Below are 13619 nucleotides of genomic sequence, written 5' to 3'. Positions count from 1 at the left end.
AAGATTATGCGAGCGCTTTGCTGAATCACACCTGAACTTCACTTCATCTTTTGCTCATGCTGGATATGCCAAAGCCTGGCGTAAAGACCATCCATTGCAAGCAATTGTTTATGGGTCCCCTGCTCGGCAATGCGTCCCTTGCTCAGCACCAAAATGCGGTCGGCATCCACTATGGTCGAAAGTCTGTGGGCAACCACCAAACTGGTATGTCCGGTGGCCACTTCTTTCAAGGCATCCAATATCGCCTTCTCGGCACGGCTGTCCAGTGAAGAGGTGGCTTCATCAAACACCAGAATCGGAGAGCCCTTGAGCATGGCCCGGGCAATGGCAACCCGCTGCTTTTCCCCGCCAGAGAGTTTAAGGCCGCGCTCACCCACCTTGGTGTCCCAACCCGATGGCAATGCCGCAACGAAATCAGCCAGATGCGCATGACGTACTACGGCCCGAACCTCTTCATCACTGGCATCCGGGCGGCCGTAGCGGATGTTTTCAAGCAACGAGTCATTAAAGAGCACTGTATCCTGAGGCACTATGGCGATGGCTCTTCTCAGGCTGTCCTGGGTCATGTCGCGAAGATCCATATCATCAATGCAAATACGCCCGGAATCGACGTCATAGAAGCGAAACAGCAGCTTAATCAGGGTGGATTTTCCGGCGCCGCTGTCACCCACCACGGCCACTTTTTCCCCGGGAGCCACAGTAAAACTCACATCCGACAAAATGGTGCGCTCGTCGTAGCTGAAGTTAACCTGCTCAAACCGAATTTCCCCCCGTTGGCAGGCAAAATTCACAGCATCGGTCTTGTCTTCGATGCGCGGCGTTTTGTCCAAAAGGCCAAACATTCGCTCAATGTTCGCCAGTGCGCCACGAATTTCCCGGTATACAAAGCCCAAAAAGTTCAGCGGCATAAAGAGCTGCATCATAAAGGCATTGATGAGCACAAAATCGCCCAGTGTCATCTGGCTTTCGGTTACATGCTTGGCAGCGAGTGCCATCATGGCTGTCATGGCAATCGCAATAATCAATGCCTGCCCGCCGTTGAGGGCAAATAACGACAGGCGGTTATTCCGTTTGGCCGTTTCCCAGGCTTCCAACGCCTTGTCATAGTGGGCCGATTCGAAGCGCTCGTTGTTAAAGTACTTCACGGTTTCATAGTTCAACAGGCTATCGATGGCGCGGGTATTGGAAACGGAATCGGCCTTGGCAGCCTGACGCACATATTCGGTACGCCATTCGGTGGCGACCACGCTGAAGCCGATATAAAGGATGACTGAAACCAGAGTGATACCGGCAAATTGCCAGCCGTATTTGACAAAAAAGATACCCACCACCAAGGCGATTTCCAGTAAGGTCGGCACTATGTTGAACACCATAAAGCGCATCAGAAAACTCACGCCACTGGTGCCCCTTTCTATGTCTCTGGACAGACCACCGGTACGGCGCTCAAGGTGAAAGTCCAGATCAAGGCGGTGCAAATGATCGAACACCGCCAGTCCCAATCGGCGGATGGCCCGCTCTGTGACACGACCAAACAGGGTGTCGCGGATTTCCCCGGTAATGGACATCAACAAGCGGGTTCCACCGTATGCCAGCACCAACCCCAATGGTACGGCAACCAGGGCTTCACTCCTGCCTGCATCCAGGTCATCGACCAACCCCTTCAACAAAAACGGCATGCCTACACTCGCCAGCTTGGCAATCAGCAAGCAAAGCAGCGCAAGCAAAATACGTCCTTTAAACTCAAGTAAATAGGGCCATAGCAGGCCAAGTACTTTCCAGTTCAGCTTTTCGATGGGGCCTTCAAAATAGGCTGTTGGGCGCATAGATATAAGACGAAAGGGAGTTTGAGAGGGATTCTATCACCCTGAAACGGGTTTGAACGTCTTGTTGTTGGCAAACTCACGATAATTGTTGACCAAGGTGCTGATGACCGTCCCCGTAGTCGCCAGTAACACAGGCAGTGACACAGGCAGTGACACAGGCAGTGACACAGGCACATTCATAGTACTTCATTCCATTAAAGTGGCGACCAAATCAATCTTTCGACTTACTCAAGCCAAATAAATATGACACTTTATTACTACCAAAGCCGATTTTTTTCGCCTCCGGGCGTCTCTGAGGTTATACAAGAAAAAAGAATTTGCTAATCTGTGACCACCTTAGTGTCCGACCTGGCACATTTTTTTGGTCCGACATAAGAGTTCAGAATTAATTTCTGTGAAATACAATAACTTAAGGGCGATTTATGTTAGATTCTGCACAAGTTCAATACCCACCGCTCACTTTGATCCAAACCTGGGTATGGATGATGATGGAATCAGGCAATCCGGAGCTTCAGGAAAAGGGACGTCGAAATCTGATTAATTCTTTTGGCAGCCTGGCCAAGGCCAATGAGTACTTGGCGCAAAACCTGAAAAAGTAAGTATAAGTAAAAGAAAAGGCGCCTCAGGCGCCTTTTTGATATCAGCTACGCTCGCGCCTTGCCAGCACGGCCTGATTCAGGGTAGCGAGCAGCTTGGCGCTGTCGTCCCAGCCAAGGCAGGCATCTGTGACGCTTTTGCCATATTCCAGCGGCACGCCCGGGATATGCTCCTGACGACCTTCATTCAGATGACTTTCAACCATCACACCGAAAATCCCTTTGTTACCATCGGCAAGCTGACCGGCAACATCATCGGCGACAACCATCTGGCGAGTGAATTGTTTGCTGCTGTTGGCATGGCTGAAATCAATCATCACATTGTCAGGCAACCCAGCGCTTTGCAGCTCGGTCTGGATCTTGGCGACATGCTCGCGGCTGTAATTGGGCTCGCGACCACCGCGAAGAATAATGTGGCAGTCCGGATTACCCTTGGTGGACACAATGGCTGAGTGTCCAAACTTGGTCACCGACAAAAAGTGGTGGGGCGCAGCCGCCGCGCCTATGGCATCGATGGCAATTTTGATGGTGCCGTCGGTGCCATTTTTGAACCCAACCGGGCAGGAGAGACCGGACGCCAGCTCCCTGTGCACCTGAGACTCAGTGGTGCGAGCGCCAATGGCCCCCCAACACATGAGGTCAGCAACATATTGGGGCGTGATCATATCGAGAAATTCACCCGCAGTCGGCATGCCCATGTGGTTCAATTCCAACAACAACTTGCGGGCCGTGCGCAGGCCATCATTCAGCTTAAAGCTGTTGTCCATGTAGGGATCGTTTATCAAGCCTTTCCAGCCAACCGTGGTTCTGGGCTTTTCAAAATACACCCGCATCACCACTTCCAGCTGGTCGCTATATTGTTCTCTCAGTGCAAGCAAACGCTGACCGTATTCCAGCGCCGCTTCGGGGTCGTGAATTGAACAGGGGCCAATCACGACCAGCAGGCGATCGTCTTTTTTTGCCAGCAAGTTGTGAATATTGCTCCGGGCATTAAAAACCGTGGCAGATGCGTTCTCTGTTGCAGGAAATCGCTCGAGAATGGCGATAGGTGGCAGCAATTCTTTTACTTCATTAATACGAACGTCATCATTTTGGTAATACATAGGCTTTGCAAGCTCCGGAATGGGTTAAATCAGGTGTCTCTCTATCTGTTATGACCCTGTCAATTTAGCGACTAAACGAAGCGGTGGCAATCAAGATATACTTTTTTCACAAATTCAAATTTATCATATTGAATTATATTATTTTTATATCATGAAAATTCATAATTATCTGAAGTAAGCGGCACAGAGCTATCCGGCTCACCTGGCTGCAATACCACCGAACACAATAATTTCTCATCGTAAGACAGCCCCTTGATACAGAATTGCGTACCGCAATAAATTTTGGTGTTTTTTCATGCAGTTTTAAACACCATCGAATCGCAATAAGAATAAATAATATTTTATATCAACAAGATAATCAGATAGAGCAAAAGCACCAAACCAGCGTGTCGAGCCACCACCCTAAACAGTACAAGCGTACCATTTAAAAGACTTGCCAGCCTGAAAATGTTAGCGATAGGTTAATTGCGCAGGTCGGACGTCCTACCTGTTTCAACAAAACCATATAATTACAAGCATAGAGATCAGACAAATGAAGACAGCCAACACGCTAATGCTTCTGGGTCTGTTTGCAGTCAGCCCCCTGAGTTTGGCCGCGTCAGGAATAGCTTTTATTCATGGCACAGGTCATCAAACTGATGCGCTTAACGACTACTGGACCGGTGAATTCGTCAACTCCGTCCGCCAGGGTCTGCCCAACAGCGCCAATTACACCGTCATCAATTGCGATTTTGACCAGTATATGTGGGATGAGGCCGCCGCCGGTTGCCTCGCCAGCCAGCTGGGCAGCTTTATCGACAGTAAAAATATCGACGATCTGGTACTGCTCACCCACTCCAATGGTGGCAATGTGGTGCGTTGGATCCTCTCCAACCCCACCTGGGACGCGCGCTACCCCAAGGTAATCAATGCCACTTCGCGGGTCATAGCGCTGGCACCCTCCAGTGCCGGTACACCACTGGCCGATGCCGTGACTGAGGGTAATGTGTTCGAAACCACCCTCGGCTGGTTGCTGGGTTACGGCAGCGATGCCGTGAAACAGCAACAGGTCAGCTGGATGTCCTACTACAATGCCAACTGGCTCAAGGGTACAGCTGGGCGCCCAGCCCTTGGCAAACCCTTTGAAGTTGTGGTGGGCTCGGATGTGGATTCCGCCATTTGGGACAGCGACAGCTATTGCGGTGGCTATCAAAATCAGGTCGCCCTTGAAACCACCCAAAACTGGCTGGACGATTGCTCGGACGGTTTCCTGGAATGCAGCTCACAGAGTGCCGCGGGTACCGTCTGGTTCAAGGACAAGCAAAAAACCTGGGGCAGCGAACCATTAAGCCATCAGCAGAGTCGCCGAGCCTGTTTTGGCCTCGACGTCTTTATCCGCAATCGCATATAGGAGCGCGACCATGATGACTCACAACAAACTGGCCGCTGCGGTATTGATGTCACTGATGCTTAGCGCCTGTCAGGGAGAAAACAGCCAAGACAACGCCGCAGCCATGGGAGCGCAGTTGGTACAGCTGTCTCCTCTGTCCTCTGGCGACATGGGTTTTAGCCAGATTCAGGCGCCTGTCACACAAGGGCTAAACACTCGCCGGGATGACATCCAATTTGTGTCCCCTATGTCGGGTGAATATCAGCCCCGACAATGGCAAAGAAGCCAATTGGTAGCCAGTGATGAATACTGGTTCCCGGTATCGGGAGAGGCGCTGAATCAAGGTCTTCCCCTGACTATCAGCCAGGGGGGCGCCGTCATACGTCTCGCCCCAAGGGCCGACATGAGTTCCGGTGCCTTGTTCCATGCCCCGGCCATTGAACCTGCATCGCTGGAGCTTTCTGCCCCCAAAGGTGCACAGGTGCCTAATCTGGTGCGCTCCATGGCCAATGCCGAAGCACTGGCGTCGGCGGGCATGAATGATGACTCGAGTGCGCTCTTGTTATCCAGCGCCGCCCCTGCAGGGGAATACCGTCTCAAGGTGCGAACTGCCGTTGACCCCCGTAGTCAGTATCTGGTGAATGTGAAGGAAAAACGCAGCCCGCTGGTGTTACATCTCAGAGCGCCCATGGGCCTTAGCCTGGGGCAGTCCCTGGCAGGTTCACTGACGTTGGATGGACTGGGGCCGTTAAGCAGTGCCAAGGCCAGGCTCAGGCAAGGAACCCAGGAATTGCCACTGCCACTGACGCTGGAAAATGGCGCATTCAGCGCTGCCATGCCCGAGGGCTTTGTACCTGAGTCTGCTGCTGAGCTCAGCGAATTGCTGATAGATGTTCAGAGCAGTGTCGATGGGGTTGCAGTGAAGCGCACCATTAAGACGGCGTTCAAACACTTTGCCCCCAGCGGCCGGGTGTTACCCGACGCCCGTGTACAATGGCAAGGCGAGACGCCGGTGGCAGTCACCTTTAATCTGGAACTGGCAGATGCCGGCAGATATGCACTTTCGGCAGTTCTCACGGGAACGGACAGCAATGGGAAAGAAGTCGCTATTCACAGCAGTGCAGCGGCACGCTGGTTCGAGGGCAGCGACAGTCTGACTCTCCCGCTATCCGCGGAGCTGATTGAACGCTCCGGGTTGAAAGCCCCTTTCCAGATTCGGGAACTTGAGCTTAAGGATCAGGGACAGATGGCAACATTGTCGTTCCAGGACAAGGCGCTACAGTTGTAACGCTGACAGAGAAAAGGCTCCCCCGGGAGCCTTTTGTTTGTCAGCTTGATGCCATATTGGCGGTGTATTCAGCGGTCTGACTTATTTATCCAGCTGTAATTTAAACTCCTGCACTGCGGCCACGACCTGCTGTGCCCCCTCCCGGATTTGTTCTATGGCTTCGCCGGCCTCCACGGCAAGGGCAACGCCCTGCTCAACCTTGTGTTTGCTCTGCTCCATGTTAGCCACTGCTGCCTGGGACAAGACCTGATTTTGGCGTACCACATCAACGATTTCGACTGTGGCATTGGCGGTTCGTGCCGCCAGGCTGCGAACCTCATCGGCCACGACAGCAAAGCCGCGGCCCTGCTCCCCGGCCCGTGCAGCCTCAATGGCCGCGTTCAGGGCAAGCAGGTTGGTCTGATCGGCAATACTGCGAATGGTTTGCACGATATTGCCTATCTTCTCCGACTGGTTGCTCACATCCTCAATGCCCCTGGCAGCAAGATTAATTTCCTCGGCAATGCCTCTCACCACCTCAACGGTGGACTGTACCACCTGGGCACCGCTGCGCGCATTGGCGTCGGTAGTCAGCGCAATATCATACGCCAGCACGGCAGCGGCCGACTCTGCCTGCTGTTGATTCACCCGCTCGGTAATGTCGTTGGCAAACTTGACAATTTTATACAGCTCACCGCGCGCGTCATACACAGGGTTATAGGTGGCGCTGAGCCAAATTGTCCGTCCCAATTTATCCTGACGCTGAAAACGGCCGGTAAAAAACTCCCCCTGATTCAAGCGAGACCAGAAGTGCTTATATTCCTGTGAGGCCGCATATTCTGGCGCACAAAAAAGCCGGTGGTGTTTCCCCTTGATTTCATCCAGACGATATCCGGTTACGGCCAAAAAGTTTTCATTGGCCCGGATTACCTCGCCGTCTGTGGTAAATTCAATTACCGCCATGGAACGATCGATTGCATTTATCATGCTTTGCTGTTCGTTTTCGATTTCCACAATTTCCGTGACATCCGCTGCCAGCTTCAAGACGCTCACCACCTTGCCTTCTTCATTGCGAATGGGATTGTAAGAGGCGCCAAGCCACAGATTTTTGCCATCCCGACCAAGCCGTAAAAAGCGACCACTGGCGTGTTCCCCCGCTGCCAAACTTCGCCAAAATGCTTTGTATTCATGGCTGTTGGCATACTCAGGAGTACAAAAAATACGGTGATGTTTTCCCTGGATATCTTCGAGTCGGTATCCCACAAGGGACAAAAAATTGTCATTGGCGGTGACAATAGTGCCGTCCGGCAAAAATTCTATCATCGCCGTTGACGCGCTGACGGCGGCTGCCCGCGCCTGATATCGTTGAATTTCCGACCGATAAGAGGCCAATGATTGCTTCAATTTTTGATTAAACATCTGTTTCTCCGCGACAACCCATATCTGCGATGGACCTGCGATGACACAGTAAAGGACTCGTCAGGCTCTAACGGATAGTGTACGACATAAGGGACTGATTGGTTCAGATAGCCAGAGTAAGTGCTCGGGGATAATGACAGCGGCGGGCGTGCTGGAATAACATAAATCATTGAATAAAAATGCATTATTATGGCAAATTAATGACCCAAGGAAACCCTCGGGCCAAATATGATATACAGGTGTAGCCCAGATAGCGGCTTAATGGCTTGCCATGGCGTTCAACTTGGCCTGATAACGCCGTTTATCTCCATCATCGCCACTGAGTGCCAGGGCTTTTTCCATACTTTGCCTGGCTTTCTTGGGATTACCGGACGCCCAATAGGCCTGGGACAGTCCAAAGTAAAACTCATGGCGGTAGTCAGCCTTTTCCACGGCCTGTAAAAACCAGTTTACCGCCTGTTGATATTCATGCTCAGACAATGCCTGCTCGGCCATATCGTAGTAGTAATAGGGATTGCGGATCCTGGCCAGTTCCAGCACCTTGTGCACATCGGCCCACTCGTCGAGCCGGTCCTGGGCAGAGAGAATCAGCGCCAGGTTGTAGAGGGTGGTCATATTTTCAGGCTCTTGCTTCAGCGCCTGCCGATACACCTCCTCAGCAAGATCTTCCCGTTGATGATAGCGATACAAAATGGCAAGGGTATTGAGGGCCGGCACAAAGGTATTACTCTGCGCAAGCGACATACGAATTAAGCCATAGGCTTTGTCATGCTCTCTATTGATAAGCGCCTCGGCGGCCAGGTTATTGTAAAACATCGCCAGCAGCATGCTGCGATTGATACGTACCCTGTCATAGCCGCGCACTGCGCGCTCGGGGAGAAAATCCACAAGGATCGGACCTCGCAAATGCACCACATTCGCTTCCGAGGGCGGTAACAGGCGCAGATTCACATGACCGTTGACCAGATAGAAGTCCCCTTGTCGGTCCCAAACCGGCTGAACCAACACATCCTGAAAGTCTACGGCGACCCCGAGTGCATCGGCCATGGCCGTCGCCAATACCACTAACGACATGCAATTCCCGGCCCTGTCATAATAGGTATCGGTCGCGATACGGGTATCGTTGTCCTGATAACTGAACCCACCGTCGGCCGCAGCAAGCTGAGAAGAGAGCCAAGTGTGGGCCAGCTGATTGTCGCCCCCGGGCATGTTGCGCTGGCGTTCGAAGGCGCGCCTTAATTCCTGCGCCACGCCAGGCGGCAAAGAAAAGACCTCTTCGGGGGAAGGCAAGCCACTGACTGGCGCAAAAATTTCATCGTGAAATAAGGTACTGACACTGGTTTGATGCTCATGCTCGGGAGTGGAGGCACAGGACACCAGCAAAGGAAGTAACAGGCAACAGAGTATTCTTGCAGACATCGGCGCCTCCAAAATCGATTGGCCTCACTTGAGACTACGTCAATTTGGCATGAAAAGCCCACGCAATAAGTAACAAAAGTTTAACGCTCTTTTCCCTCGAGTGATTGGTTAGCAGGTTGTCCGCCTGCCTTGGGATTGGGAACGGAAATGTAGAGCTCTCGTCCCTGCCATAAATAGGGTCGGTAGAAGAGGCCATTGCAGCTGAAATAACGATAAGGTTGTGGCACCAATACACAACCCAGTGGCAGAGATTGCAGTATGTCCAGTTGCTGTTGAGCCCGTATAGCCTCCTGCCACTGATGCTCCCGGGCCAATTGGTCACGTACCGCAAAGGCATCGAAGGCTTCATCACTCTTTCGCACCACCACCTGCCCGGCAAAGGCCCCCACACTCAGCAGCATAGTCAGTACGAGTAATTTCTTTATCCGCATCTCCAACTCTCCTTTCAACCCCGCTCTCCATTCATCCTCAGCATGGTGCGCCTGGCCTGATATCAAGGCTTAAATCAGTATCACTCCCCAGCTTTGGCAAATACAAGCAAAACAAAAACAGCAGGCCTGAGCCTGCTGTTTTTCGGAGTTTGACTGCCTTTAACCGGCGGTTTTCACCGTCACGAACTCGGGGTAGGCATCGATACCACAGTCGGAGGCATCCATACCATTGTACTCTTCTTCTTCACTGACACGGATCCCCATGGTCACCTTAAGGACAAACCACACAAGGAAAGAGGCGCCGAAAGTCCAGGCGAAGATGGCACAAATACCAAACAGCTGTCCGCCCAGGGTCGCATCGGCATTGGATGCAGGTACCAACAGCAAACCCAGCACCCCGGCCACACCGTGTACAGATATAGCACCTACGGGGTCATCAATCTTGATGCGATCAAAGCCCACGATAGAGAACACGACCAGAGCACCTGCCAGCAAACCAATGGCTGCGGCGAACTCAAGGGAAGGTGACAGGGGGTCTGCGGTAATGGCCACCAGACCTGCCAGCGCACCGTTCAGGATCATGGTTAAATCGGCCTTGCCCCAAATCATTTTGCAAACGACAAGGGCGGAAATCGCACCGAAAGCCGCAGCCGAGTTGGTATTGACGAAGATCTTACCGACAGAGGCGGCGTTGGCGGCATCAGACACCATCAACTGGGAGCCACCGTTAAAGCCAAACCAGCCCATCCACAGGATAAACATACCCAGAGTCGCCATTGGCAGGTTGGAGCCGGGGATAGGGTTGACCTGACCCGATGGGCCATATTTACCTTTGCGGGCGCCCAGCAAAATCACGCCGGACAGTGCGGCGGCAGCGCCGGCCATGTGCACAATACCGCTACCGGCAAAGTCCACGAAACCTGCTGCACTGACAAAACCGCCACCCCAGGTCCAGAAACCTTCGACCGGATAGATAACTGCAGTCATCACCACAGAAAACGCCAGGAAGGCCCAGAGTTTCATGCGTTCAGCCACGGCTCCGGACACAATCGACATAGAGGTTGCCACAAATACCACCTGGAAGAAAAAGTCTGATTCCAGGGAGTGGTCGGCATCGGCGGCCTGGGTACCAATCAGGGTACCGAAGCTTGGCAACCAACCCGCTTCAGGGTTGTCTACATACATGATGTTGTAGCCCACTATCAGGTAGGTGATACAGGCAATTGAATAGAGACACACGTTTTTGGTGAGGATCTCAGTGGTGTTTTTGGAGCGCACCAAACCCGCTTCCAACATGGCGAAGCCTGCCGCCATCCACATGACCAAGGCCCCGGAGATCAAAAAGTAAAAGGTATCCAGTGCGAATCTGAGTTCGGCCACTGTCAGGCCCAGTTTGCTGATTTCTTCCATCTCGCTTCCCCTTACAGTGCTTCGTCGTCAGTTTCACCGGTCCGAATTCGGACCGCTTGCTCTAAATCGGTGACAAAGATTTTACCGTCACCGATTTTGCCGGTATGGGCCGCTTTTACGATGGCCTCCAACAGCAGCTCGACATTTTCAGCCTTGGTAGCGATATCCAGCTTTATCTTGGGCAGAAAATCCACCTGATATTCGGCACCCCGGTATAGTTCGGTGTGCCCCTTCTGACGGCCAAAACCTTTGACCTCGGTTACTGTCATACCTTCGATACCCATGCCGGCGATGGCTTCACGCACATCGTCGAGTTTGAAGGGTTTGATGATTGCACTCACCAGTTTCATTCCCGGCCTCCGCTGATTGTTGTATGTCTTGCCTGACAAAGACATTTCAAGCATCGCGCCAAAGTTTCAACCCAATGTTTTTAATATATTTATTACATTTTACGCACAAATTGAGCGCATAAATTCGCACAAAAAAAGTGCACTTATGCAGACGGCGCACCAAGGTGGTGCATTTGACTTTCGGCGTATTGGCAGCGGCATTAAAAAGGGGTTAACTGGGTAAAACCAAGGAGGCGATACATGCTTAAGCCAAGTGAAACTGTGCTTGTCGTCGTGGATGTTCAGGGCAAACTGGCCCGACTGATGTACAACTCAGAAGCCATGCACCAGCAGCTGATCACCCTGATAAGCGGGGCAAGAATTTTTGATATACCCATTCTCTGGTTGGAGCAATTACCAGACAAACTGGGACCCACTTCTGAAGAACTCAGACTGGTGCTGGAAGGCTTCAGCCCAATTCCCAAAGAACATTTCAGTGGCTGGGCCTGCGATGAATTTCAGCAAGCGCTTAACAATACCGGACGCAAGCAGGTGCTGCTGTGCGGCATAGAAACCCACATTTGTGTGTATCAAAGTTGCCGCGACATGCTGGACAACGGCTTTGATGTGCATCTGGTGGCCGACGCCATGGGGTCGCGCACCGCCGAGAACAAAGCATTGGGACTACAAATGATGGGTGAGGCTGGCGCCAAACTCACCAACGTCGAGTCGTTGCTGTTTGAACTGCAACATCATGCGGTAGGCGACAGTTTCAGAGCACTGCTGAAACTCATCAAATAAGCCGCTCTATTACTCACGTCTGCCAAAGAAAAGCCCCCGCATTGCGGGGGCTTTGTGTATGCAGGCTTGGGGTTTGCTGCTTACTTGTAAGTGGCTTCGCGGGCCTTGGCGTCTGCTTCCCACTTGGGCAGCATTTCTTGCTTGAACTTGGCCTTATCGGCGTTCATCTTGTCCATGTCCATACCCAGAGCAGCCTGAGCTTTGGCCTTGGTAGAGATGTCCGGCAGCTCGATAGGCTGCTTCACGCCTTTGGTGGCCAGCAACTGAGCCAGTTGAACGCGGGCGTTGGCAGCCTTGTCTACGGCAGTGCCCAGTACACGCAGTGCTTCAGCTGGAGCATGTGCAGACACGCCGTGAGAGGCAATGGCGTAGTCCCAGCGCCACTGAGCGTGACGGATGTTGGTCAGGATAGGCTTCATTTCATCTTCGGTGGCACCGGCTTTCCAGGCAGCACCGGCTTCGAAGTGAGCAGCAACCAGCTGAGCTTCAGCCTTGGACTTGAGCTCCATCACCTTGGACTTGTTGTCCTTGTAGACGGTCAGCATGTGTTCTTTGTCCTGACTGTGGCAGGTACCGCAAGTTTCTTCGAAACGATCGAAGGGGTTGCCCACTTTGTGATCGGTAAACTTCTTGCCCTGTTCATTGGTGACTTTCGGCATGTGACAGTCAACACAGGACACGTTGTTTTGACCGTGAGTACCCAGTTTCCAGGTTTCATAACCTGGGTGCTGCGCTTTCAGCATTGGGGTTTTGGACACAGCGTGGGTCCAGTCGGCAAACTGGATGGCGTCATAATAGACTTCCATGTTTTCCACTGTGGTGCCGCCGTCCCATGGGAACTTCACGAAACCTTTGCGATCGTCAGTCTTCTCGAAGTAGTACTCCACGTGGCACTGGGCGCACACCATGGATTCTTTGTCCTGCTTGGAAGCCTTGTCGAATGGGGTACCAATGGCTTCCATGGCGCGGGAAGCAAAAGGACGAGACAGGCGCAGTTTAGGGGTGCCTTTTTCGTGACAGTCGCTGCAACCGATGGTGTTGGCCACTTCGGCGCCGCCTTTTGCCCACTTACCGGTGAAATAGCCTGATTCGCCCTGTTCTTCAATCAGACGGGGCACGTCAGGGCTCTTACAGCTCCAGCAAGCCATTGGCATCGGGCCATCTTCGGCTGAGGTTGGAGCACCGGTACGCAGGGTGTTACGCACGTCAGTCAGAGCATACATGTGACCACGGGGGGCATTGTAGTCTTTGGCAAAACCGTAACCAGCCCACAAAATCACCAGTGCAGGATCCTGCTCCAGCGCATCTGTGATAGCTTCGCTTTCGGCAGTCGCGTGCCAACTGTTATATTGTTTGCTGAATTTGTCTTTGTATACGTCATTGCGTGGCTCGGTTTTATCACTGGCCATCGCACCGGCAGCTACAAAGCTGGCGGCGACCAATGCGCTCAGCGCAAAGGATTTTCCGGTTAGCTTTTTCACCATCTCATCTCCGTGTTAGTTTTTGTGTTTCTGAAATACCCACGACATCTCCAGGGTCAAAAGTAGTCCTGTTAACCCTCCTTTTACATACCCATTAAGTGGTATCCAAGTCAAAGTTTGCACAAGATCAAACTCTGGATGTGTTATTGTTCACACTTTTGCATGAGGGCA

At 52.4% G+C, this 13619-nt stretch carries 12 protein-coding genes and 2 pseudogenes; 4 read left to right on the top strand and 10 right to left on the bottom strand.

What is annotated here, in order from left to right; translation table 11 throughout:
* Positions 1-38: 38 nt before the first annotated feature.
* The gene (locus tag SAMA_RS03490; protein WP_011758777.1) at positions 39-1823 is read right to left on the bottom strand and encodes an ABCB family ABC transporter ATP-binding protein/permease; all 1785 of its coding nucleotides are present in this window, start codon (positions 1821-1823) and stop codon (positions 39-41) included.
* Positions 1824-1859: 36 nt separating this feature from the next.
* Positions 1860-2003: a hypothetical protein gene (locus SAMA_RS19570; RefSeq protein ID WP_157608297.1), complete on the bottom strand. Its 144-nt coding sequence runs from the start codon at positions 2001-2003 to the stop codon at positions 1860-1862.
* Between the two features lie 242 nt (positions 2004-2245).
* Here SAMA_RS19570 and SAMA_RS19495 point away from each other — a divergent pair, with 242 nt between their 5' ends.
* Positions 2246-2422: a hypothetical protein gene (locus SAMA_RS19495; RefSeq protein ID WP_011758776.1), complete on the top strand. Its 177-nt coding sequence runs from the start codon at positions 2246-2248 to the stop codon at positions 2420-2422.
* A gap of 41 nt (positions 2423-2463) precedes the next feature.
* On the opposite strand, the gene aroG is transcribed toward SAMA_RS19495, so the two are convergent.
* Positions 2464-3522 carry a 3-deoxy-7-phosphoheptulonate synthase AroG gene (gene aroG, locus SAMA_RS03485; RefSeq protein WP_011758775.1) on the bottom strand — a complete coding sequence of 353 codons (1059 nt, stop codon included), beginning with the start codon at positions 3520-3522 and terminating at the stop codon, positions 2464-2466.
* Between the two features lie 532 nt (positions 3523-4054).
* On the opposite strand from aroG, the gene SAMA_RS03480 reads away from it, so the two are divergent.
* Together SAMA_RS03480 and SAMA_RS03475 are read left to right on the top strand one after the other, a co-directional pair.
* Positions 4055-4912, top strand: a complete 858-nt coding sequence (locus SAMA_RS03480) for a lipase family protein (RefSeq protein ID WP_011758774.1) — start codon at positions 4055-4057, stop codon at positions 4910-4912.
* A gap of 10 nt (positions 4913-4922) precedes the next feature.
* Positions 4923-6179 (top strand): DUF4785 domain-containing protein, encoded by a 1257-nt coding sequence (locus tag SAMA_RS03475; RefSeq protein ID WP_011758773.1) that lies wholly within the window; start codon positions 4923-4925, stop codon positions 6177-6179.
* Between the two features lie 81 nt (positions 6180-6260).
* Here the strand turns inward: SAMA_RS03475 and SAMA_RS19915 are convergent.
* The 6 genes and pseudogenes from SAMA_RS19915 to SAMA_RS03450 form a co-directional block, all read right to left on the bottom strand.
* A pseudogene (locus SAMA_RS19915) lies at positions 6261-6701 on the bottom strand (methyl-accepting chemotaxis protein); the annotation flags it as partial.
* A 99-nt stretch (positions 6702-6800) separates the two neighbouring features.
* A pseudogene (locus SAMA_RS19910) lies at positions 6801-7577 on the bottom strand (PAS domain-containing protein); the annotation flags it as partial.
* Positions 7578-7835: 258 nt separating this feature from the next.
* On the bottom strand, positions 7836-8996 hold the full coding sequence (locus tag SAMA_RS03465) for a tetratricopeptide repeat protein (RefSeq protein ID WP_011758771.1): 1161 nt from the start codon (positions 8994-8996) through the stop codon (positions 7836-7838).
* A gap of 80 nt (positions 8997-9076) precedes the next feature.
* Positions 9077-9427 carry a hypothetical protein gene (locus tag SAMA_RS03460; RefSeq protein ID WP_011758770.1) on the bottom strand — a complete coding sequence of 117 codons (351 nt, stop codon included), beginning with the start codon at positions 9425-9427 and terminating at the stop codon, positions 9077-9079.
* Positions 9428-9586: 159 nt separating this feature from the next.
* Positions 9587-10837 (bottom strand): ammonium transporter, encoded by a 1251-nt coding sequence (locus SAMA_RS03455; protein ID WP_011758769.1) that lies wholly within the window; start codon positions 10835-10837, stop codon positions 9587-9589.
* Between the two features lie 11 nt (positions 10838-10848).
* A complete protein-coding gene (locus SAMA_RS03450) occupies positions 10849-11187 on the bottom strand; it encodes a P-II family nitrogen regulator (protein ID WP_011758768.1) in 339 nt (112 codons plus the stop codon).
* 240 nt (positions 11188-11427) lie between these two features.
* On the opposite strand from SAMA_RS03450, the gene SAMA_RS03440 reads away from it, so the two are divergent.
* Positions 11428-11967 (top strand): hydrolase, encoded by a 540-nt coding sequence (locus tag SAMA_RS03440; RefSeq protein WP_011758767.1) that lies wholly within the window; start codon positions 11428-11430, stop codon positions 11965-11967.
* 80 nt (positions 11968-12047) lie between these two features.
* Here the strand turns inward: SAMA_RS03440 and nrfA are convergent, their stop codons facing one another.
* Positions 12048-13451 (bottom strand): ammonia-forming nitrite reductase cytochrome c552 subunit, encoded by a 1404-nt coding sequence (gene nrfA, locus SAMA_RS03435; RefSeq protein ID WP_011758766.1) that lies wholly within the window; start codon positions 13449-13451, stop codon positions 12048-12050.
* Positions 13452-13619 lie beyond the last annotated feature (168 nt).

The organism is Shewanella amazonensis SB2B, assembly GCF_000015245.1.
GTDB classification, from domain to species: Bacteria; Pseudomonadota; Gammaproteobacteria; order Enterobacterales; family Shewanellaceae; genus Shewanella; species Shewanella amazonensis.
Note: the sequence above shows the minus strand (reverse complement) of the source record. Positions and strands in the feature narration are given on the sequence as shown.

Bases quoted from the DNA above. Each gene is read 5' to 3' on its own strand.
- SAMA_RS19495 (WP_011758776.1), top strand. From the start codon at position 2,246: ATGTTAGATTCTGCACAAGTTCAATACCCACCGCTCACTTTGATCCAA.
- SAMA_RS03450 (WP_011758768.1), bottom strand. From the start codon at position 11,187: ATGAAACTGGTGAGTGCAATCATCAAACCCTTCAAACTCGACGATGTG.
- SAMA_RS03475 (WP_011758773.1), top strand. From the start codon at position 4,923: ATGATGACTCACAACAAACTGGCCGCTGCGGTATTGATGTCACTGATG.
- SAMA_RS03455 (WP_011758769.1), bottom strand. From the start codon at position 10,837: ATGGAAGAAATCAGCAAACTGGGCCTGACAGTGGCCGAACTCAGATTC.
- SAMA_RS03440 (WP_011758767.1), top strand. From the start codon at position 11,428: ATGCTTAAGCCAAGTGAAACTGTGCTTGTCGTCGTGGATGTTCAGGGC.
- SAMA_RS03490 (WP_011758777.1), bottom strand. From the start codon at position 1,823: ATGCGCCCAACAGCCTATTTTGAAGGCCCCATCGAAAAGCTGAACTGG.
- SAMA_RS03480 (WP_011758774.1), top strand. From the start codon at position 4,055: ATGAAGACAGCCAACACGCTAATGCTTCTGGGTCTGTTTGCAGTCAGC.
- SAMA_RS03465 (WP_011758771.1), bottom strand. From the start codon at position 8,996: ATGTCTGCAAGAATACTCTGTTGCCTGTTACTTCCTTTGCTGGTGTCC.
- nrfA (WP_011758766.1), bottom strand. From the start codon at position 13,451: ATGGTGAAAAAGCTAACCGGAAAATCCTTTGCGCTGAGCGCATTGGTC.
- SAMA_RS19570 (WP_157608297.1), bottom strand. From the start codon at position 2,003: ATGAATGTGCCTGTGTCACTGCCTGTGTCACTGCCTGTGTCACTGCCT.
- SAMA_RS03460 (WP_011758770.1), bottom strand. From the start codon at position 9,427: ATGCGGATAAAGAAATTACTCGTACTGACTATGCTGCTGAGTGTGGGG.
- aroG (WP_011758775.1), bottom strand. From the start codon at position 3,522: ATGTATTACCAAAATGATGACGTTCGTATTAATGAAGTAAAAGAATTG.